General features: G+C 42.4%; 19 protein-coding genes, 1 pseudogene and 1 riboswitch. All 20 genes and pseudogenes read right to left on the bottom strand.

Features of this window, described 5'->3' with window-relative positions; genetic code table 11:
• Window positions 1-23: 23 nt before the first annotated feature.
• Complete coding sequence (gene kdpB / locus SALPA_RS23180) at window positions 24-2,048, bottom strand: potassium-transporting ATPase subunit KdpB (protein WP_145099598.1); 2,025 nt, start codon at window positions 2,046-2,048, stop codon at window positions 24-26.
• Window positions 2,049-2,060: 12 nt separating this feature from the next.
• Complete coding sequence (kdpA, locus tag SALPA_RS23175) at window positions 2,061-3,767, bottom strand: potassium-transporting ATPase subunit KdpA (RefSeq protein ID WP_145099595.1); 1,707 nt, start codon at window positions 3,765-3,767, stop codon at window positions 2,061-2,063.
• A 1-nt stretch (window position 3,768) separates the two neighbouring features.
• Window positions 3,769-3,855, bottom strand: a complete 87-nt coding sequence (gene kdpF / locus SALPA_RS33335; protein ID WP_145102206.1) for a K(+)-transporting ATPase subunit F — start codon at window positions 3,853-3,855, stop codon at window positions 3,769-3,771.
• 362 nt (window positions 3,856-4,217) lie between these two features.
• Window positions 4,218-5,432, bottom strand: a complete 1,215-nt coding sequence (locus tag SALPA_RS23165; protein WP_145099592.1) for a GGDEF domain-containing protein — start codon at window positions 5,430-5,432, stop codon at window positions 4,218-4,220.
• Between the two features lie 407 nt (window positions 5,433-5,839).
• Complete coding sequence (locus tag SALPA_RS23160; RefSeq protein WP_145099589.1) at window positions 5,840-6,931, bottom strand: threonine synthase; 1,092 nt, start codon at window positions 6,929-6,931, stop codon at window positions 5,840-5,842.
• Window positions 6,928-7,050 (bottom strand): annotated as a pseudogene (locus SALPA_RS23155) (RidA family protein); the annotation flags it as partial. The gene SALPA_RS23160 and the pseudogene SALPA_RS23155, both read right to left, overlap by 4 nt.
• A 15-nt stretch (window positions 7,051-7,065) precedes the next feature.
• Complete coding sequence (locus tag SALPA_RS23150) at window positions 7,066-7,701, bottom strand: transcriptional regulator (RefSeq protein ID WP_145099586.1); 636 nt, start codon at window positions 7,699-7,701, stop codon at window positions 7,066-7,068.
• Window positions 7,702-7,852: 151 nt separating this feature from the next.
• Window positions 7,853-8,023: a hypothetical protein gene (locus SALPA_RS29265; RefSeq protein ID WP_186451199.1), complete on the bottom strand. Its 171-nt coding sequence runs from the start codon at window positions 8,021-8,023 to the stop codon at window positions 7,853-7,855.
• A gap of 68 nt (window positions 8,024-8,091) precedes the next feature.
• On the bottom strand, window positions 8,092-8,304 hold the full coding sequence (locus SALPA_RS23145; RefSeq protein ID WP_145099583.1) for a YlzJ-like family protein: 213 nt from the start codon (window positions 8,302-8,304) through the stop codon (window positions 8,092-8,094).
• Complete coding sequence (locus SALPA_RS23140; RefSeq protein ID WP_145099579.1) at window positions 8,304-9,086, bottom strand: ClpP family protease; 783 nt, start codon at window positions 9,084-9,086, stop codon at window positions 8,304-8,306. The genes SALPA_RS23145 and SALPA_RS23140 overlap by 1 nt, the downstream gene beginning before the upstream one ends.
• A gap of 209 nt (window positions 9,087-9,295) precedes the next feature.
• Complete coding sequence (locus SALPA_RS23135) at window positions 9,296-10,915, bottom strand: ribonuclease J (RefSeq protein ID WP_255451446.1); 1,620 nt, start codon at window positions 10,913-10,915, stop codon at window positions 9,296-9,298.
• Window positions 10,916-11,187: 272 nt separating this feature from the next.
• On the bottom strand, window positions 11,188-12,069 hold the full coding sequence (dapA, locus tag SALPA_RS23130; protein ID WP_145099573.1) for a 4-hydroxy-tetrahydrodipicolinate synthase: 882 nt from the start codon (window positions 12,067-12,069) through the stop codon (window positions 11,188-11,190).
• Between the two features lie 15 nt (window positions 12,070-12,084).
• A complete protein-coding gene (dapG, locus tag SALPA_RS23125; RefSeq protein WP_145099571.1) occupies window positions 12,085-13,305 on the bottom strand; it encodes an aspartate kinase in 1,221 nt (406 codons plus the stop codon).
• 10 nt (window positions 13,306-13,315) lie between these two features.
• Window positions 13,316-14,347 carry an aspartate-semialdehyde dehydrogenase gene (locus tag SALPA_RS23120; RefSeq protein ID WP_145099568.1) on the bottom strand — a complete coding sequence of 344 codons (1,032 nt, stop codon included), beginning with the start codon at window positions 14,345-14,347 and terminating at the stop codon, window positions 13,316-13,318.
• Between the two features lie 66 nt (window positions 14,348-14,413).
• Window positions 14,414-15,208: a 4-hydroxy-tetrahydrodipicolinate reductase gene (gene dapB, locus SALPA_RS23115; RefSeq protein WP_145099565.1), complete on the bottom strand. Its 795-nt coding sequence runs from the start codon at window positions 15,206-15,208 to the stop codon at window positions 14,414-14,416.
• Window positions 15,209-15,380: 172 nt separating this feature from the next.
• Window positions 15,381-15,551, bottom strand: a riboswitch (Lysine riboswitch).
• A gap of 120 nt (window positions 15,552-15,671) precedes the next feature.
• Window positions 15,672-16,346, bottom strand: coding sequence for a general stress protein (locus SALPA_RS23110; RefSeq protein WP_255451315.1), 675 nt, complete (start codon window positions 16,344-16,346; stop codon window positions 15,672-15,674).
• 109 nt (window positions 16,347-16,455) lie between these two features.
• Entirely contained in the window at window positions 16,456-16,719 is a 264-nt protein-coding gene (locus SALPA_RS23105) for a YlmC/YmxH family sporulation protein (RefSeq protein WP_094607554.1), read from the bottom strand.
• An 8-nt stretch (window positions 16,720-16,727) separates the two neighbouring features.
• Entirely contained in the window at window positions 16,728-17,048 is a 321-nt protein-coding gene (locus SALPA_RS23100; protein ID WP_145099562.1) for a hypothetical protein, read from the bottom strand.
• A gap of 77 nt (window positions 17,049-17,125) precedes the next feature.
• Window positions 17,126-17,569: a dUTP diphosphatase gene (gene dut, locus SALPA_RS23095; protein WP_145099559.1), complete on the bottom strand. Its 444-nt coding sequence runs from the start codon at window positions 17,567-17,569 to the stop codon at window positions 17,126-17,128.
• Window positions 17,570-17,580: 11 nt separating this feature from the next.
• Complete coding sequence (locus tag SALPA_RS23090) at window positions 17,581-18,834, bottom strand: pitrilysin family protein (protein WP_145099556.1); 1,254 nt, start codon at window positions 18,832-18,834, stop codon at window positions 17,581-17,583.
• Window positions 18,835-18,940: the final 106 nt, after the last annotated feature.

The raw sequence follows: 18,940 nt of genomic DNA, 5'->3' as shown, positions 1-18,940 counted from the left end.
TCCTGTTGCCTCCCTACTCTATGTTAAACAAGTCCTAATGCCACGATTATTACATCAATTATTTTAATGCCGATGAACGGTACGATTAATCCTCCAACACCGTAGATTAAAATGTTTCTGCGAAGAATGACTTCCGCTCCTACCGGCCTGTATTTAACACCACGAAGTGCCAACGGAATAAGTGCAACGATGATTAGCGCATTAAAGATTACGGCGCTAAGTATAGCACTCTCAGGAGTTGCCAAATGCATGATGTTAAAAACATTCATCGCAGGATAGGTACCTGCAAACATAGCCGGTATAATCGCGAAATATTTAGCGACATCATTGGCGATACTGAAAGTTGTAAGTGAGCCGCGAGTCATGAGCAGCTGCTTGCCGATTTCAACAATTTCGATGAGTTTCGTCGGATTACTGTCAAGATCCACCATATTACCGGCTTCTTTTGCCGCCTGAGTGCCGCTGTTCATTGCTACACCTACATCAGCCTGAGCAAGAGCAGGCGCATCATTGGTGCCGTCACCAGTCATAGCAACCAGTACGCCTTTTTCCTGATATTCGCGGATTAGACGAAGTTTAGCCTCCGGAGTTGCCTCTGCCAAAAAGTCATCTACCCCCGCTTCAGCAGCTATAGCTGCAGCAGTCAGCGGATTATCACCTGTTATCATAACTGTCTTAATGCCCATCTGCCTAAGCTCATGGAACCGCTCCTTGATACCGCCTTTAACGATATCCTTGAGATAGATAGTACCCAGAGCTTTTGCTCCTTGCGCAACAATCAGCGGTGTCCCACCCGCTTTAGCAATATTCTCGGCAGCAGCTTTTACTGCATCAGGAAACTGACCGCCTTGCTCTACTATATATTTTTGGATAGCATCAATGGCCCCTTTACGAATTTGATTTCCCTTGATATTAACGCCGCTCATCCTAGTTTGGGCAGTAAACGGCACAAACTCGGCTTCTAGCGTAGTTAGATCTCGCTCACGGATGTTATATTTTTCTTTAGCCAGCACGACAACACTACGTCCTTCAGGGGTTTCATCTGCCAAAGATGACAGTTGCGCTGCATCTGCCAGTTCACTTTCGTTTATACCAGGTGCAGGGATAAACTCTGTCGCCATTCTGTTTCCGAGAGTAATGGTACCAGTCTTATCAAGTAACAGGGCATTAACGTCTCCGGCGGCCTCTACCGCCCGACCGGACATTGCCAATACGTTACGTTTCAGGAGGCGGTCCATGCCCGCGATCCCTATGGAACTCAATAACCCGCCGATCGTTGTCGGGATAAGGCAAACCAGTAATGCTATCAAAGTGATCACTGAGATTAAGGTCCCTGAGTAAACGGCAAAGGGTTTAATTGTTGCCACAGCTACTAGAAATACGATGGTCAAACCAACGAGCAATATAGTCAGCGCGATTTCATTCGGTGTCTTCTGACGTTTCGCACCTTCCACCAGTGATATCATCCGATCAAGGAATGTTTCGCCGGGATTAGCGATAATCTTTACCTTAATCCAGTCAGAAAGCACCCTGGTGCCACCAGTTACCGACGACCTATCGCCACCGGATTCGCGGATAACAGGAGCAGATTCCCCAGTTACGGCACTCTCATCCACCGATGCCATTCCTTCGACAACCTCGCCGTCACCGGGAATAAATTCTCCCGCATTGATTAAAACTACGTCGCCTTTGCGGAGTTCGGTAGCCTCCATCTGGATAATACCGTTACCGGTCACTTTATTCGCTTTAGTCTTGGCACGAGCCGTCTTCAAGGATTGGGCCTGGGCTTTACCCCTACCTTCAGCCACCGCCTCAGCAAAATTGGCGAATAATACGGTAAACCATAGCCAAAATGTTATCTGCAAAGGAAAAGTGATTGGTTCTCCAATGAAAAAGTCACGGACAGTCAACCAGGCTGTTAATAGCGCGCCAATATAGACAATGAACATGACCGGATTACGAAGTTGTGTCTTAGGATTAAGCTTATTAAAAGCGTCCCGGATTGCTTGTACTAGAATATCTTTATTGAAACTACTGCGTTCATTCATTTCCTTCACTCCTTAATAGGTAGTACCCTGTAGCATTAGTAAGTGCTCGACAATGGGTCCCAGCGCCAGCGCTGGCAAAAAGGTCAATGCACCAACCACCAGCACAATAGTCGCTAACAACACTACGAACAGCCAGCCCGTGGTCGGAAAGGTGCCAGGACCAGGTGGTGATATTTTCTTCTCTGCCATACTGCCGGCAATTGCCAGCACGGGAATAATAACGCTAAACCGGCCAAGTAACATCGCCAAGGCAAGTAAAAGATCGTAAAACAAAGTATTGACCGTGAGTCCGGCAAAAGCACTACCGTTATTGCCAGCAGCGGAGGCAAAGGCATAAAGCATTTCGCTCAGGCCATGGGGACCTGGGTTGGCGATACCTGCCATTCCTGCCTCTGTCGCCGATGCGATGGCACTGCCGATAAGGATTGTAACAGCCGGAATCAGAATGGCGATAGTAGCCATTTTCATTTCCCTGGATTCTATCTTTTTCCCTAGATATTCAGGTGTCCGTCCCACCATTAAGCCAACAATAAACACCGTAAGCACTACAAAGACAAGTATGCCATAGAAACCAGCACCAACACCGCCGAAGACAACTTCACCAAGCATCATTTGCAGCATCGGCACCAAACCACCCAGTGGCGTAAAGCTATCGTGCATAGCATTTACCGCCCCGCACGATGCGGCAGTGGTTACGGTTGCAAACAGCGAGGTTCCACCGATACCAAATCGGACTTCCTTGCCTTCCATTGCAGATGGTCCGCTAATGCCGTTGGCCGCTACCAGGGGATTGCCAGCTAGTTCACTGGTATAGTTAAGGGTCAACATCATTAGAAACAATAGTGTCATCATCGCCAATATCGCATAACCCTGACGCCGGTCTCTGACCATATACCCGAAGGTAAATGCTAAGCCGGCAGGAATTAAAAAGATACTGAGAGTCTCAAGGAAGTTTGTAAGCGGAGTAGGGTTCTCGAAGGGATGCGCCGAGTTGGCATTAAAAAAGCCGCCGCCATTAGTTCCCACCATTTTAATTGCCTCTTGCGAAGCAACCGGCCCCACCGCTATCTTTTGCTCTGTTCCCTCGATCGTCTGCGCACTCACATAGGAGGACAGCGTTTGTGGTACGCCCTGCTGGACAAGCACCACTGAAAACAGAATTGCTATCGGAATCAGGATATAGATAACACTGCGGGTAAGGTCGACCCAGAAGTTACCGATAAGCTGCGTTGTTTTGCGGGTAAGACCTCTGATAAAGGCTATTGCCACCGCAAGGCCTGTAGCTGCAGACAAAAAATTCTGCACAGTCAGTGCGGCCATCTGCGTAAAATAGCTCATTGTCGTCTCACCGCCGTAAGCCTGCCAGTTAGTGTTGGTCATAAAACTAACCGCTGTATTGAAAGCTAAGTGCCATGGCGCTACCGCATCTAAATTTTCAGGATTAAACGGTAGTTTATCTTGCAGTATCTGAATGATAAATACCAGTGCCATACCCAGAAGATTAAACCAGATAACCGCACTCGCATATCGCTTCCAGTTCATCTCTCTTGAATCATCAACGCCTGTTAAGCGATACAATAATTTTTCTATTGGTTGAAAGACTGGATCAAAGACAGTCTTTTCAAGATTAAATACTTTGGTCATGTACCGGCCAAGTGGCCAAGCTAGGCCAAAAAGAATTACAAAATACAGGCCAAATAACGTCAGATCACTTGCCATTTTAAAATTCCTCCGGTTTCATCAAAGCATAAATGAGATAAATCAATAATAGAAATGTTACTCCTCCTGCCAACCACAGGTCGGTCATGCTAACGCCTCCTTAATCTACTTTTAAAATTTTATTAGCATGCTTATTGTATCTCAAAACCTCGTCAGAATGCTGTCTGGGAAGTCTTCAAAGGCGTCAATATTTTGTCAGAACTGTTTATATTCAATGGATAATATTGCAAATTCATGTCCCTATTCTTTTTCCCCTTCTGCGTTCGACAAATGGGTTAGCAGCCTGACGTCCCCCCATTGTCTCCCTATTCAGTACTCTGTATCACCTTCCGTATCAGATTATAGCTATATAATAAGGCAAGGAGGGTCACTGGATTAGTAACCCTTCTTGCCTTTTGAGTACTACTTAATGTAATTATGAACTCTGCATTATATATACGCAACTTTTTGCTAGTTGAGATATGTAAGAGTTACCCCCGCATCTACATTATCAAAAAATACTACACGGTTTCTGCCAACACGCTTCCCTTGGTACATGCCTGTATCTGCGTTCTTAATGATACCATCCGCGGTATCGCCGCTCTTAATCACAGCAACGCCGATTGTCACTGTCACCGATAAGGTATTATTTTCATAAACATACCGGTGCCTCCCCACAGTCTTGCTGATATGTTCAGCCAACTCCATAGCAATTTTCGAATTTGTCCCCGGCAGCAACAGGAGAAATTCATCGCCACCCCACCGCGCAACAGTATCGGACTGCCTTACAGATTTACGGATATCTTCAGATACAGACTGCAGCAGGAAATCGCCACAAGCATGCCCATACCTGTCATTAATTATTTTGAACAAGTCAACGTCAATACTAATCAATGCAAATTCCACACCAGTTTGTTGATACCGCTCATGTTCTTCCTGAATTCTCGTTTCCATGTGCCGCCGGTTATAAAGGCTTGTCAAACTATCTGTTCTTGATGTCAACTCTAATTGTTGATTACACTTAGTCTGGTCTATGGATACTGCAATCAGGTAATAAGAAAATCCCATCATTAATGTGAATAATACTAAAGGAACACATGTGAACAACGAATATGTTGTTTGCCCGGCATAAAAAGCCACTAGTACAAAAGACAGCATGGGAAAAAAATAAAAAACACGATGTTGCTGATCAAGGACATCAAGAATATTTTTAATATGAGGCCTAATATATTTTCGTATTAATGGTATACAAGCCAGTTCCAGCAAAAGTCCGGCTAACAGCAACCAGCCTACCATATTCCCAAGCACCAAAATTTCCAAACTACAAAAAATAGAAAAATTAGCCTGTGAAAAGGAAGAAACCATAAAAAAAACAAACAGTTTTGCATGGAGAGTTTCCTTAAAAACCAGCGAAAGAGGAATTAGTAACAATAGGCTTAATATATAACCAACCCAATAATGGTTCGGTGCTATTGGCATAATAAAATCGCGCAGGCAGTTTATCGTCGCCCATGTACCAGCAAAGGCTATTATCTGAAACCAAATAGGCCGGTTTTTCACTGTTAAAAAGGAATAAAACAGCCATATATTTACTATAACAAAGACGACTCTACTTACGTTGATAATAATTAATGTAATGTCTGACAAATTTGCAAAATCGACTACAATCTGTGTACTATCTGACATATTTCCTCCATGAATTAGCAAACTTCAATCCGCTATAGCACACCGTAACCGATGATGTAATGACCATCATAAGTTTCTCCGCTATAAGTCGCGCTTGACGCCAAACATAAACGTCCGGCTTTGATCCTGGGAGAAGACTCAAGGTCGAGTAGGAGCTCACAGAACCGGACTTGCCCTAATTTAACTATATTATACCATTTTTTTGAAGGAAACAAAGGAAACAATAGAATCGTCCATTTGTATTCTGCTCGTAACCAACTCCTTATGATGAACAAAAAGCTACCAATATTTTATGGTAGTTTTTTGCGTATATAGCCAAATCCTAGACTAATCGTAGCTAGCCGCCCCGCTTGCCAATAAGGGAAAATTGTCAAAGTAAGGGCAGTAAAGCGAGAAAACCACTGAATTTAATCAGATTTAAGGCCCGCTCCACACATCGGAATCAAGCAGTCCGATGTCTTGCCGTTCAGTTCACAATATTTTAAATAGGCTGCATAAGTAGCTGCGGTTGTATGTTCACAGTAAATACCCTTTGCAGCAAGCGCCATTCTGGCCTCCATAATTCGATTTTCCGGAGCCGTAATCATTTCGATATTGTACTTGTAGGTATATTCCAAAATTTCATCACCGCGCATAGGTACGCCGATTGCAATTCCCTCTGCCATTGTCGGTGCAGGCGTTACCGTAGCTGGATGTTTTTCTCCGGTCAGCACTGCTTTCACGAAAGGATCGCAGTACTCGCTTTGAACTGCCACGATATGCGGCATTTTCTCAATAACAGCACTTTCAAGGAATTCTTCCAGCGCCTTTACAATGCCGATGAATAGCGTGCCGTTACCAAGCGGGACAAAGATATTGGCAGGAATTCTGGTCAGCTGCTCATAAACTTCGTAAACATAAGTTTTCGTGCCTTCATAGAAGAACGGATTATATACATGATTTGCGTAATACTTTCCCTCGTCACCTACTTTTGCTCTGCAGACATTTGCACAGTTATCTCTCGTGCCGGGGACAATATTGACTCGTGCATTGTGGGATTTGATCATAGCGATCTTCTTCGGCGATGTTCCTTCCGGAACAAAAATCTCACAATCAATACCAGCCCTTGCACAGTAAGCCGCCACGCTGTTTCCGGCATTACCGCTGCTATCTTGGACGACAAAATCCACTCCAATCGCTTTGCAGTGAGCAATCAATATGGCTGCGCCTCTATCCTTAAAAGACAAAGTCGGCATGAAATAATCCATTTTAAGCAAAACATCTTCATCAAATTGAATGATAGGCGTCATGCCTTCACCTAAGCTGATTTCACGCCACTGCTCCCCTTCCAGGGGCATGAAAGCCCGATAGCGGAAAATGTTCCAAGTATCCCGGTCAACTAATGCTAGATCAAACTTCGGCGGCTGATAATTGAGTTTCCAAAGACCGCCACAATCACACTTCGCGTTTCGTGTTGTCACTTCAACTGAGGTTCCACATTTCGAACAAATATATTTCATTTTTCATCAACCTCCAAAATTGCTTCAATTTCTACAAGACATCCAAAATGAAGCTTGCCCACAGATACCACGATTCGTGCTGGTTTATGTTCGCCGAAAAATTCTGTATAAACTTTGTTGACACTATCCCACTGTTATTTTTTCCCTCGCACTTCGTCTAAGTAACTGTAAATAGTTACTTTTGACAAGCCCATGCTGATAGCCACTTTGTCAAGCGCACCTTTGACTAAAAATATTCCCTTTTCATCCATAAAGCGTATGATTTCCAGATTATCTTTTCTTTTTAGGTTAACAAGATCGGTATTGGCGATGATGTTGTCAATCAATTCGTTAACAATAGTCAGTACGTCTTGATCCGGCACTTCGTCTTCCGGAGAGGATATCGTGGAAAAAGAGTCAGGCAGAAAACCAGCTAGCTCTTCTCGGATTAAATATGGGATGGTTAAGTCATAATTGATGCAGAGCATTCCCACCACTTCTCCTTCGGGGTTGCGAAGCAACGCAGAAGACGATTTGAGTTTCTTGCCGTCTTCCGTTTCAAAAACATAGTTCACAGTACAATCATCTTTAAACTTTTTGTTGAGTAAAACCTGACGGATGAGATGATCGAAGGACTGCCCTTCTTTCCGTCCGGTTACAGTACCATTGGCCACATATACCACTGAACTTTCTGGCTGTGTCAAATCATGGATTACTACTTCGCAACTTTTTCCAAATGTCTGTGTAAGCATGTTTGCTACTGGAATATATGCCTTTAAGATCGGATGCAACTTTATCCCTCCTTGTTTTTATATATTTTTTTATATTAAAATTAGCATTTATCAAGATTTTCGTCAATAAAATCTGTTAAAAATTCTAATAAAGTGTTATTTTATATATTTTATTATATGTTTTTTTTAATTCTTTATAATTTTTCCGCAATCATCTCACCACAATAAAATAACCGCTATCAGCGGCAAGGTTCGCGTGGCATATTACTACTTTTCTGGTTTTCTTTACAACAAGAAAAGCACTCTCTTTTGAATGAGAGCGCTTCACCGGCAGGGTTTCACGTAATAACCGTTCTGGTGGCAATTCACTTTCTTGCATCATAGCAAAATAACCAAATGACCTAGGCACCTAATTAATATGTCAGTAACCTGAACAGGATTATTCGGTTTTTATATCGGTGCATAAGACAAAACCGCACCTGGCTGAATATCGTTTCGCAGATAATCCTGGGGGTCAGTTGACAGTATCCGAACTACTCGACATTCATTATCAGCGGTTTTCTCAACCATCATTTTGGTTCCTGCGTATTCGATTTCTTCATAATGCGGCTGGTATTCCTGGGAAAGTAGTATTTCCATTGGCATAACTGTCCACAGTACCATTACTGCTTCAGCCCCTTAGTTTCTTTCTTCGCATGAATCATTTCCTGCAAGGTAGCCATGGCTTGGGCAATACCGCCAATTTCGTCAATAAGACCATAGTGAACTGCGTCTCTGCCTGCTAAGGAAGTACCAATATCCCGCGATAACTCACCTGTCTTAAATAATAACTCTTTTAATTTTTTCTCCGATATATTAGAGTGTGAAGTAATAAAGTTATTAACACGATCCTGCATTTTTTCAAGATAATCGAAAGAACTCTGCGCACCTATTACAAGCCCAGTCAGACGTATTGGGTGGATTGTCATCGTAGCACTTTCGACAATAAATGAATGAGTAGCTGATACAGCCACCGGTACGCCAATACTATGCCCGCCTCCCAGGACAATGGAAACAGATGGCTTTGACATGCTGGCAATCATTTCAGCAATTGCCAAACCAGCTTCCACGTCACCACCAACCGTATTTAATAACAACATAAGTCCTTCAACTTCAGAGCTTTGCTCAATAGCTACCAGTTGCGGCATTATATGTTCATATTTGGTCGTTTTGGAGTTTGGCGGCAAAACCATGTGGCCTTCGATTTGGCCAATTATCGTCATAACATGTATATTGCTTTTCGCTGTTGGCACTTCAGTAGCGCCCAATTCCTGGATAGTTTCCGTTGGGCCTACTTTTTGGGCTTGTTTGCTTTTTTTAGGAGCCTCAGTCGGAGACGGCTGTATTTGCGGCTCTTCAGGATTAGTACCGGGAGGTGCAACTACCGGATTATCATTCACTATCATATGAATATCCCTCCAGCTAATTAGCTAGTCTTTTTTACTTAACAGAAAGGTTAACTCTCTGTTACGAACCGATAAGAGCAACATCGACTTGTGCTTTCTTTATCATACATAGTATTGGCACTGGCGGTGATTTCATACAGATATAAATTAATAAAAAAGCCCTAGCTTACCAAACTATCTTGCAGCAGGCAGGCTCAAGGCTTTTCTTATTACACTTCCATAATAATCGGCAGTATCATTGGCCGGCGTCGCGTACGTTCATATAAGTATTTTCCCAACGTATCACGAACATTTGATTTAATTGTCGCCCATTCGGTAACACCATTAAGCTCACACTTGTCCAGAGCCTGCCGTACTCGTTCCCTGGCATCATCCATTAGTTGCTCAGATTCGCGCACATATACGAAGCCGCGGGAAACAATATCTGGCCCGGCAGCTACTTGACCACGCTGTTTATCCATGGTTACAACAACAATTAATATTCCATCTTGCGAAAGCTGACGGCGGTCCCGCAGTACGATGTTGCCGACATCACCAACGCCGAGACCATCTACTAAGACATTGCCAGATGTAACCTTGCCATTAATTGTACCCTTTTCGGCAGTAAATTCTAGTGATTGTCCATTTTCAGCAATAAAAATGTTTTCCTTAGGCATCCCTAATGCTTGTGCTAATTGGGAATGTTTGATTAAATGCCGATATTCTCCATGCACGGGAATAAAGAATTTAGGGCGTATAAGGTTGTGCATTAATTTAAGTTCTTCTTGACTAGCATGCCCGGAAACATGAATACCGGAGGTTGACTCATACACAACTTCGGCCCCTTGCCGGAAAAGAAAATCTATCGTGCGTGAAACTAACTTCTCGTTGCCAGGTATTGGCGTAGCCGAAATAATTACTGTATCTCCGGGAACAATCTCGACCTTTTTATGATCTGACATAGCCATTTTGGTTAGTGCCGACATCGGTTCACCTTGGCTGCCGGTTGTTAAAATAACAATTCCTGCTGCAGGATAATTATTAATTTCATCAACATCAATAATCACACCTTCCGGCACATTCAAATATCCTAGTTCCAGTGCAATAGTAACAACATTGACCATGCTACGGCCAAGTATAGCCACCTTGCGCCGATACTTGCAAGCCGTATCAATGGCCTGTTGAATTCGATGAATATTGGAAGAAAACGAAGCAATAATAATCCGTTCCCGCGCAGTACGGAAAGTTTCATCAAAAGTTACACCAACCGATTTTTCACTCTGCGTATAACCAGGACGCTCTGCATTGGTACTGTCGGCTAAAAGCACTAGCACCCCCTGATCACCTAACTCAGCAAATTTATGAAAATCGGTCACCTTGCCATCTACTGGAGTTTGATCAAGTTTAAAATCACCAGTATGAACGATCACCCCCGCTGGGGTCTTTATCGATAACGCTACCGCGTCAGCGATACTATGACTTACCCGAATAAATCCTATCTTGAAATTGCCAAGTTGAATCTGATCACCTGATTTAACAGCATGCAAATTATTGGCAGCAACATTATTTTCTTTTAGACGCCCTTCCAAAATTCCAAGTGTCAATCGAGTTCCATATACAGGCACATCAAGTTGTTTTAGCACATAGGGCAAAGCCCCAATATGGTCTTCATGCCCATGTGTCAGCACAATCGCTTTCACTAGATCACGGTTATCCAACAGATAGGAGATATCAGGAATAACCAGATCAATGCCCAACATGTCATCTTCGGGAAACATCAAACCGGAATCAATAACTATTATCTCATCACCGTATCGGATAACAGTCATGTTTTTACCAATTTCCCCCATCCCGCCCAGGGGAATTATCTGTACTTTGTTTGGTTGTCGTGCCAAAAAAACATACACCTCCAGAATTTAAAATTTCGATATAAATCAAGTTGTAACCGCCCGTTCATTAAGCCACTGAAAAAAAACCGGCCGTCCTGCCCACTTGTCAATAATTATAACCTATTTAATAATCTCTGACAACAAGTGGTGCTGCTCACCAGCAATATTATATGCAAATATTGTCTAGACATGTAAAGAAAACCGGTAGCATCCGCTACCGGTCGAAACTTTCGTTATATAGCACCTATTGATTGCATTACTTTTTTTAGTTGTTCCTCTTCACTGACAGTAGGAGGAATCAATGGCAATCTTACCGGTCCAGCATTTATCCCCAGGATATTTACTGCTTTTTTGATCGGTATTGGGTTGGTAGTAACAAAAATAACTTTAAAGAACGGCATAAGTTCAAGATGTAATGCCTGCGCTTTATTCATATCACCAGCCAAAAAGGCGGTTATCATCTCCTGCATGCGTTTACCTACAACATGAGCAGCCACACTAATTACCCCACAGCCACCCAGAGATAGTATCGGTAAAGTCAGCCCGTCATCCCCACTATATACCAAAAAATCATTGGGAGTTGTACGGATAATTTCAGAAACTTGCTCTAAGTTGCCACTTGCTTCTTTAATTGCAACAATATTATCAATCTCAGCCAAACGGGCTATCGTTGCCGGTAAAATATTAGAAGCTGTTCGCCCGGGAACATTATATACGATAAGTGGCAGACTTGTTGATTCAGCAATGGCTTTAAAATGCTGGTAGTACCCTTCTTGCGGCGGCTTATTATAATAGGGACCAACGAGCATTGCGCCATGCACACCAATCTTTTCCGCCTCTTCAGTCAAGGCAATAGAAGCTCTCGTATCATTTGATCCAGTGCCAGCAATGACCGTAGCCTTATCACCTACAGTCTCCATTACTATTTTGAACAATGTAAGCTTTTCATCGCGAGTTAATGTAGCTGCTTCACCAGTGCTGCCAGCAACAACCAGTCCATCAGATCCGTTATTCACAAGATAATTCGCCAAATTGGCCACTTCACTATAGTTTACACTATAATCAGCATTAAACGGGGTTACCATTGCAGTTAAGACTCGCCCGAAATTCTTCATTACATTCGCCCCTTATTAATTTGATAAACCAAATTTCTCATGAAGCGATTTAACAGCAGCACCAACATCACTTTGCAGCACAAGCACTGAAATAGACGTATGAGAGTCTACTGTCTGGAGAATAGCAATTTTATTACGAGACAGAGCTTCAATAAAGCTTGCCATCACACCTGGTACCTCTCGCATTCCGCCACCAACAACGGATACCTTCGCACAATTTTCTACTATTTCAAATTCATAATTTAGACGTTTGAGCTTCATCGATGCTTTTTCGGCATGGTCAGCGTTAATAGTAAACATGATCTCGCCTGGATGAATATTAATTAAATCAACGCTAATACCATTATCAGCCATAGTTTTAAATACCTTAAAACTTGCATCAGTTTCCATAGTATTGTCTAGATGAACTTTAACCTGAACAATATTGGTCAAATAGGTTACGCCTGTTGCGACACGGTCTATTACTGCTGAACCACCGGTGTCTTCTTTGGCAATATTAGTAATAAGTGTTCCGGGAGCTTCAGAAAATGTTGATTTTACTACAAGGGGAATATTTTTTTGCATGGCAATTTCAACTGCGCGGGGATGTATAACCTTGGCACCTTGATGAGCCAATTGACATACTTCCCCATAACTTATGCAATCAAGGATTTTTGCATTCTCAACAATTCTTGGATCAGCTGTCATGATTCCGTCAACATCTGTATATATTTCAATAATATCAGCATTCAGGGCCGCCCCCAGGGCTGATGCACTGGTATCACTGCCGCCTCGTCCCAAGGTGGTAAATTCGTTTTCGCCCGTCATACCCTGAAAGCCACACACAACAGGTACCTTTCCCTGTTTTAACAGATTGATTATCTTTGTTGGATCACACTTTAAAATACGGGCATCAGTAAAATGTTCATCAGTAATAATACCCGCCATTCCTCCTGTCAACATAACTGCGTCCATACCAGCGGCCTGCAGCGTACCGGCCATAATCACGGCTGAGATTATTTCGCCACAACACATAATCTGATCAAGCTCGCGATCAGCAATATTCTTATAGGCTGACCGCGCGATATCAATTAGTGTATCAGTAGCGTAAGGAGCCCCTTTGCGTCCCATAGCCGATACTACAACTACCGGATTAAAGCCTTGATCCCGCGCCTTTTCAATTTTGCGCAGTGCAAGTTCCCGCACTTCGGGTGACGCAACAGATGTGCCCCCGAACTTCTGGACAATTATTCGCATTTTGTACACCTCAAATTAAATTATGCTCAATCATATACTCAGCTATTTGCAGAGCATTAAGCGCTGCACCTTTTCTAATTTGATCGCCTACTACCCACATGTTCAATCCATAAGGTACAGTTTTATCGGCCCGGATACGACCGACGAACACTTCATTACTGTCCGAAGTATATAACGGCATAGGATACAGCATTTCAGCCGGGTTATCTTGTACAATTACACCCGGAAATTTAGAGAGTACCTGTTTTGCTTCTTCCGAAGACAGCGGACCGTTCAGCTCGATGTTGATTGATTCAGAATGACTGCGATATACTGGTACCCTAACTGTCGTCGCAGTTATCCCGATGTTATAGTCATTGAATATTTTATGGGTCTCATTTACCATTTTCATTTCTTCTTTAGTGTAATCATCTTCAACAAATACATCTATCTGTGGTAAAAGATTAAACGCTATTTGATAATGCTTGGGCAAACTGGCACTTGGTAAAATATTCGCTTCTACAGGACGATTTTCTACAACTGATTTAACCTGGTCAGTCAGTTCATCAATGCCTTCTTTACCAGCACCCGAAACAGCTTGATAAGTAGAAACAACTATGCGCTTGATCTTAGCTGCATCATGCACAGGCTTTAATGCCATAACCATAATAATTGTTGAACAATTAGGGTTAGCAATAATCCCTTTATGATTTTTTATGGCTTCAGGGTTAACTTCCGGCACGACCAAAGGTACCTCCGGATCCATACGGAAAGCACTTGAGTTATCAATAACAACCGCTCCCCGTTTGGCGGCCTCGGGAGCTAATGTTTTACTAATTGAGCCGCCTGCAAATAAGGCAATCTGCACACCATTAAATGAATCTGGTGTTGCCTCCTCAACGATGTAGTCTTTACCCATAAATGCAATAGTTTTACCTGCTGAGCGTTCAGATGCTAACAACTTCAATTCGTTAAATGGAAAATTGCGCTCTTCAATAAGTTTTAAAAATTCTTGGCCAACTGCTCCAGTTGCCCCTAAAATTGCTACATTATACTTTTTCATTTAAGTTTTCCCCCATTCGATAATTACAACTCATAGTTCTTGCAATATCTGCATTCTTTGCACGCTCTAGCCCATTATATGCTCAAGACCAAAAATAAGTCCATCAACGGTTAGCACTTTTTTACAAGCCAGTACTACTCCCGGCATAAAAGATTCTCTGGATATCGAGTCATGGCGAATTGTCAGCGTTTGTCCCAAGCCACCAAAAATTACTTCCTGATGAGCTACATAGCCAGGTAGTCGAACACTATGTAATCGAATACCTGCGTCCTCGCCGCCACGCGCACCAGGTAATTTTTCTTTCTCATCGGGATGGCCTTGCTGCATTGTGCCCCGTACACCGGCAATTAATTCGGCAGTTCTGAGAGCTGTGCCAGACGGAGCATCAAGTTTTTGGTCATGATGCATCTCAATAATTTCAACATGTGGCAAATACTTGGCTGCCTCTTGTGCAAGCTTCATCATAAGAATAGCGCCGATGGAAAAATTAGGTGAAATAATTGCATTAACTTTAGAAGCGGCACATAGTTCACGAATATCCTCAATATCAGGTTCCGTTAAGCCGGTTGTACCGACAACCGGACAGACGCCATTTTTAATTGCAAGCTTAATGTTATTTAAAACTGATTGCGGATTGGTAAAATCAACCATAACTTGTGGTTTCGTTTCATTGATAACAGTAAGTAAATCATTGCCAACCGTTACCCCTGTTTTACCGGCGCCGATAATATCGCCTACATCAGCAAAATCGGAATTTATATCTACTGCTCCTACTATGCTTAACTGTGGATCCTTGTGAACGGCTCGCAACACTTCCCGCCCCATTTTGCCATAGGCACCACATACCATCACTCTAATCAAGCACTATCCACCTCCTGTTTAATAAGAAAAGAAGCCTTGTTCAATCCAGGAAAAGTAAACTTTTCATCTGGATAAAAAATAAAAAAGCAGCTGGTGAGTACCTTTCTCACCAGCTGCTAAAACAGCATTTTCTGACCTTAGGAAAATATATGCGTATATATCGTCCCTGACCAGATGAGATAGCACTCCACCAAGTACTGGTGACAGTCTTAGATCTATTTGATGTAAGACCAGTAAGAAGATTTGGCGTTCTTTCTTACTTCGGCGGTTACCCCTTTTCTTTCAGCTCATCGATTCCACTCTCACTGAAAGTACTCTTGACTCCCGCACCTCTACTTCATCCTTTACAGGATGTTGCTTATTCATTTTATACACATTTTATACCAAATGTTCCTGCATTGTCAAATAAATATTGAAAGCTGTTTATTTAATTATCCAAATACTTTTGGTAAAAACACATGTTTTAGGTTAATGCATGAGTTTCAACATCTTTTGCTCCGTTTTGACGCAGGATTTGAGCTGCTTGATTCGCTTTAGCGGCATCAGAGCGGATTATTGTCAGAATCCCGCCTTGTACTACATGTTGTTCATAGCGCCTGCCTGCTTCAGCCGGAATACCCCAATCAATAAGGCCACCCGTAATACCGCCTGCTACCGCCCCGCTCAAGGCAGCTGCTATCGGCCCTGCGGCTAATACAGGTCCTACACCAGGAATAGCTAAAGCACCTGCCCCCAAAAGCAAACCGCCAATACCGCCTAAAGTTCCGCCTGTTAGGGCACCATCGGTAATATCATCCTCAACATATTCAGTTTCCCGGCCTTGCTGCTTTTTGTTCTTGGAAACAATATTGATTTCTTCTGTTGTGAACCCTTGCGCTCTAAGCGCATTTACCGCCTGCTCAGCCTTATCATGAGAATTAAATACACCAATTACGCTCTTAACTCCTGTGGTGCCTGATTGCATTGCAGACGGCTGAGTCTGTGCCGCCGAGCTCGCAACCGGTGTCTGAGCATTTGCAGTTTGCGATTGGGTGCTTGTATAGCTATTTACCAAAGCATTTTCTGTCTGGCCTGAGATTTGAGTTGTTGGCTGACTGCCAGTGTTTCCTTGCATAATAGAATCGTTTGTTATTGACATCAATAAGCCTCCTAACATTAGTCTGATATACGGTTTAATGTTAGGTTTGACAAGTATCGCATTTTTTATTCTAGCTGGAAAGGTTAACAAGTCTTTTATTATCCCAGACTCAGCTAGAATACATGCGCTCATAAGCATTATTTAAATCAACAATAACAACTTCATCCCCAATGCGTTTGATTGCCTCCCATGGTATTATTACTATCTGATTGTCACCTAAAAAATTAAATACTGTTTTTCGTTTGGGGAGTATTAATCCGCCAATAACACCGGAGTAACTGTCAAAAGTAAGTTCACACTCGCCAACGATACCTAAACGCGCACCGTCTCCCAAATTAATAACTTCTTTTCCAGTCATTTCACTTATCCGCATACTTTCACCTACTTGCTATCAAATAATTTACTAACAACTGGTTGAATAACCGCCACGGCAATCGCCGTCATAGCCAGCGGATCGAAAGTAATTATACTGATAGTTATCCGTTCAGGCAGGTCCAGCTTTAAAAATGAAACAATCATTACCAAAGAAAGATATACGCCGCCAGCAGTGGCAACTAAATCTTGTACAGCATTGGCAAAGGGCGATGCTTTTGGCTCAATATGGGGCGTATTGCCCAAAGATATGCGCAAGCGGCAAACACGTAGCCAAACAGACCCCATAACTACCAAGATAATTAACACTAATGTCGCCCAGGTATACATGGCAGCCCTCCCTTTAACCGGCTTCTACCTATGTATATGGTTAATAAGAATAAGTTATGAAAGAAAAATCCTATTCGTTACTGTCCTGTACTCCCAAAGCCGCCTGAACGAACAGTATCAGCACAGTCGTTATCTGCTTTTAGATACTTATAAAAAATCGCCTGTGCCAGTCTGGTTCCTTTGGTAATTGTCACCGGTTCTGACCCATGGTTAAACACGGCAATTAAAATATGTCCTTCATTCTCCCTATTATTATAATAGTCAGCATCAATAATCCCTTGCCCATTAATTAAACTCAAACTGTGCTTAATAGCCAAACCAGAACGAATATGAATGCCTAGATATTCGTCTTCCTCCATATAAGCTTTAATGCCTGTCGGAACTAACGCAACCTTTCCGGGAAACAAAGTAACATCCTGGGCAATTGTAAGATCATATCCGGCACTTAACGTAGTCTTGCGAATAGGTAATTTTATATCCTGCTCTCGATATTGACTAATTACCTCAAAACCTCTTGCCATAACCTTCCTCCTTAAAAACTAAAATTAGTATTAATAGTTAATGAGTTAATAGGGCCTAGCGCAGTAAAGCATAGCTTTTCAGCAACAAGCATTTGCTCTATCATCTGGTTCACATCAGTTAGCGTCACCTGATCTATCTTGTTTACAACTTCATCTAAAGAAACAAATTTGCCTAAAGTCACTTCCATTTTTCCAATACGGGACATCCTGCTGCTTGAACTCTCTAAGCCAAGCAGCAAACTCCCCTTTATTTGCTCTTTGGACTTAATCATTTCTTGCTCACTTATACCTTTACTTCTAAATTCCCGTAAGTTTTCTAGTATAAGGTCCAAAACCTGATTTACGTTTGCAGGACGAGTACCTGCATAAATTGTAAGCAAGCCGGCATCCTTGTAGCTATTTTGATAAGAATAAATGGAATAGGCCAGGCCACGTTCTTCGCGGATGGTTTGGAATAATTTAGAGCTTATTCCGCCACCTAAAAGATTATTAAAAATATAGACTGGATAAATTTTGGGGTCCTCCTGAGGCACACTCAATGTTCCTAAGCAGATATGCACTTGCTCGGAATCTTTGCTGATAATTGATCTGGCTGACTCAAAGTTCGGAGGAGTTACCGCTAATTTTCTTTTTTGTCCTTTAAAGTCATTAAAATAACGGGTCGCTAATGCTACTAATTCTTCATGAGTCATATTACCAGCAGCAGCAATTACCATGTTATCAGGTGTGTAAAAATCCTGGTAATATTTCAATATTGAATCTCGATTAAATCGTTCAATTGAATCAGTCGTACCCAAGATATTTCGCCCAAGTGGATGAACCGGCCACACAGCATCAAGATGAATGTCATGCACCAATTCATCTGGCGAATCTTCATACATATGCACTTCTTCCATTACTACCTGGCGCTCACGTTCTATATCTTCTTCGGCAAATTTTGATGACAGCAGCATATCGCTTAGAATATCCATCGCTAAGTCAGCATGAGAATCCAAAACCTTCAAATAGTAACAAGTACACTCTTTAGCAGTAAATGCATTCAATTGTCCACCAACAGCATCAACTATCTCAGCAATATCCTTGGCCGAACGCCGAGCGGTTCCTTTAAACATCAAGTGCTCAATGAAATGAGAAACTCCATGATTATATTCTTCTTCAAATCTTGATCCTGTTGCAAGCCACACGCCCATACTAACTGATTTCACATAAGGAATCGTTTCAGATACGACGCGAATTCCATTTGGCAATACTGATTTTTTATACATAAATCTCCTTTTCGTTACAGCAAAAATAACGCCTTCCTAGTTTACTACAAATTGTTCTTATTGGTAACCACTTCAAAAGAATAACTTCCCAAGATAGTATAAATCT

It is taken from the genome of Sporomusa sp. KB1 (genome assembly GCF_007830295.1).
Classification (GTDB): Bacteria; Bacillota; Negativicutes; order Sporomusales; family Sporomusaceae; genus Sporomusa.
This window is presented reverse-complemented; position numbering and strand designations above follow the sequence as displayed.

What these genes read in the sequence shown, in the direction of transcription:
- SALPA_RS23145 (WP_145099583.1), bottom strand. Translation starts at nt 8,304, where the DNA reads ATGGTACTGTGGACAGTTATGCCAATGGAAATACTACTTTCCCAGGAA.
- SALPA_RS23135 (WP_255451446.1), bottom strand. Translation starts at nt 10,915, where the DNA reads ATGGGGGAAATTGGTAAAAACATGACTGTTATCCGATACGGTGATGAG.
- kdpF (WP_145102206.1), bottom strand. Translation starts at nt 3,855, where the DNA reads ATGACCGACCTGTGGTTGGCAGGAGGAGTAACATTTCTATTATTGATT.
- SALPA_RS23090 (WP_145099556.1), bottom strand. Translation starts at nt 18,834, where the DNA reads ATGTATAAAAAATCAGTATTGCCAAATGGAATTCGCGTCGTATCTGAA.
- SALPA_RS23165 (WP_145099592.1), bottom strand. Translation starts at nt 5,432, where the DNA reads ATGTCAGATAGTACACAGATTGTAGTCGATTTTGCAAATTTGTCAGAC.
- SALPA_RS23110 (WP_255451315.1), bottom strand. Translation starts at nt 16,346, where the DNA reads ATGTCAATAACAAACGATTCTATTATGCAAGGAAACACTGGCAGTCAG.
- SALPA_RS29265 (WP_186451199.1), bottom strand. Translation starts at nt 8,023, where the DNA reads ATGATGCAAGAAAGTGAATTGCCACCAGAACGGTTATTACGTGAAACC.
- dut (WP_145099559.1), bottom strand. Translation starts at nt 17,569, where the DNA reads ATGGCAAGAGGTTTTGAGGTAATTAGTCAATATCGAGAGCAGGATATA.
- kdpB (WP_145099598.1), bottom strand. Translation starts at nt 2,048, where the DNA reads ATGAATGAACGCAGTAGTTTCAATAAAGATATTCTAGTACAAGCAATC.
- SALPA_RS23105 (WP_094607554.1), bottom strand. Translation starts at nt 16,719, where the DNA reads ATGCGGATAAGTGAAATGACTGGAAAAGAAGTTATTAATTTGGGAGAC.
- SALPA_RS23100 (WP_145099562.1), bottom strand. Translation starts at nt 17,048, where the DNA reads ATGTATACCTGGGCGACATTAGTGTTAATTATCTTGGTAGTTATGGGG.
- dapG (WP_145099571.1), bottom strand. Translation starts at nt 13,305, where the DNA reads ATGCGAATAATTGTCCAGAAGTTCGGGGGCACATCTGTTGCGTCACCC.
- kdpA (WP_145099595.1), bottom strand. Translation starts at nt 3,767, where the DNA reads ATGGCAAGTGATCTGACGTTATTTGGCCTGTATTTTGTAATTCTTTTT.
- dapA (WP_145099573.1), bottom strand. Translation starts at nt 12,069, where the DNA reads ATGAAGAATTTCGGGCGAGTCTTAACTGCAATGGTAACCCCGTTTAAT.
- SALPA_RS23160 (WP_145099589.1), bottom strand. Translation starts at nt 6,931, where the DNA reads ATGAAATATATTTGTTCGAAATGTGGAACCTCAGTTGAAGTGACAACA.
- SALPA_RS23140 (WP_145099579.1), bottom strand. Translation starts at nt 9,086, where the DNA reads ATGATAGTGAATGATAATCCGGTAGTTGCACCTCCCGGTACTAATCCT.
- SALPA_RS23120 (WP_145099568.1), bottom strand. Translation starts at nt 14,347, where the DNA reads ATGAAAAAGTATAATGTAGCAATTTTAGGGGCAACTGGAGCAGTTGGC.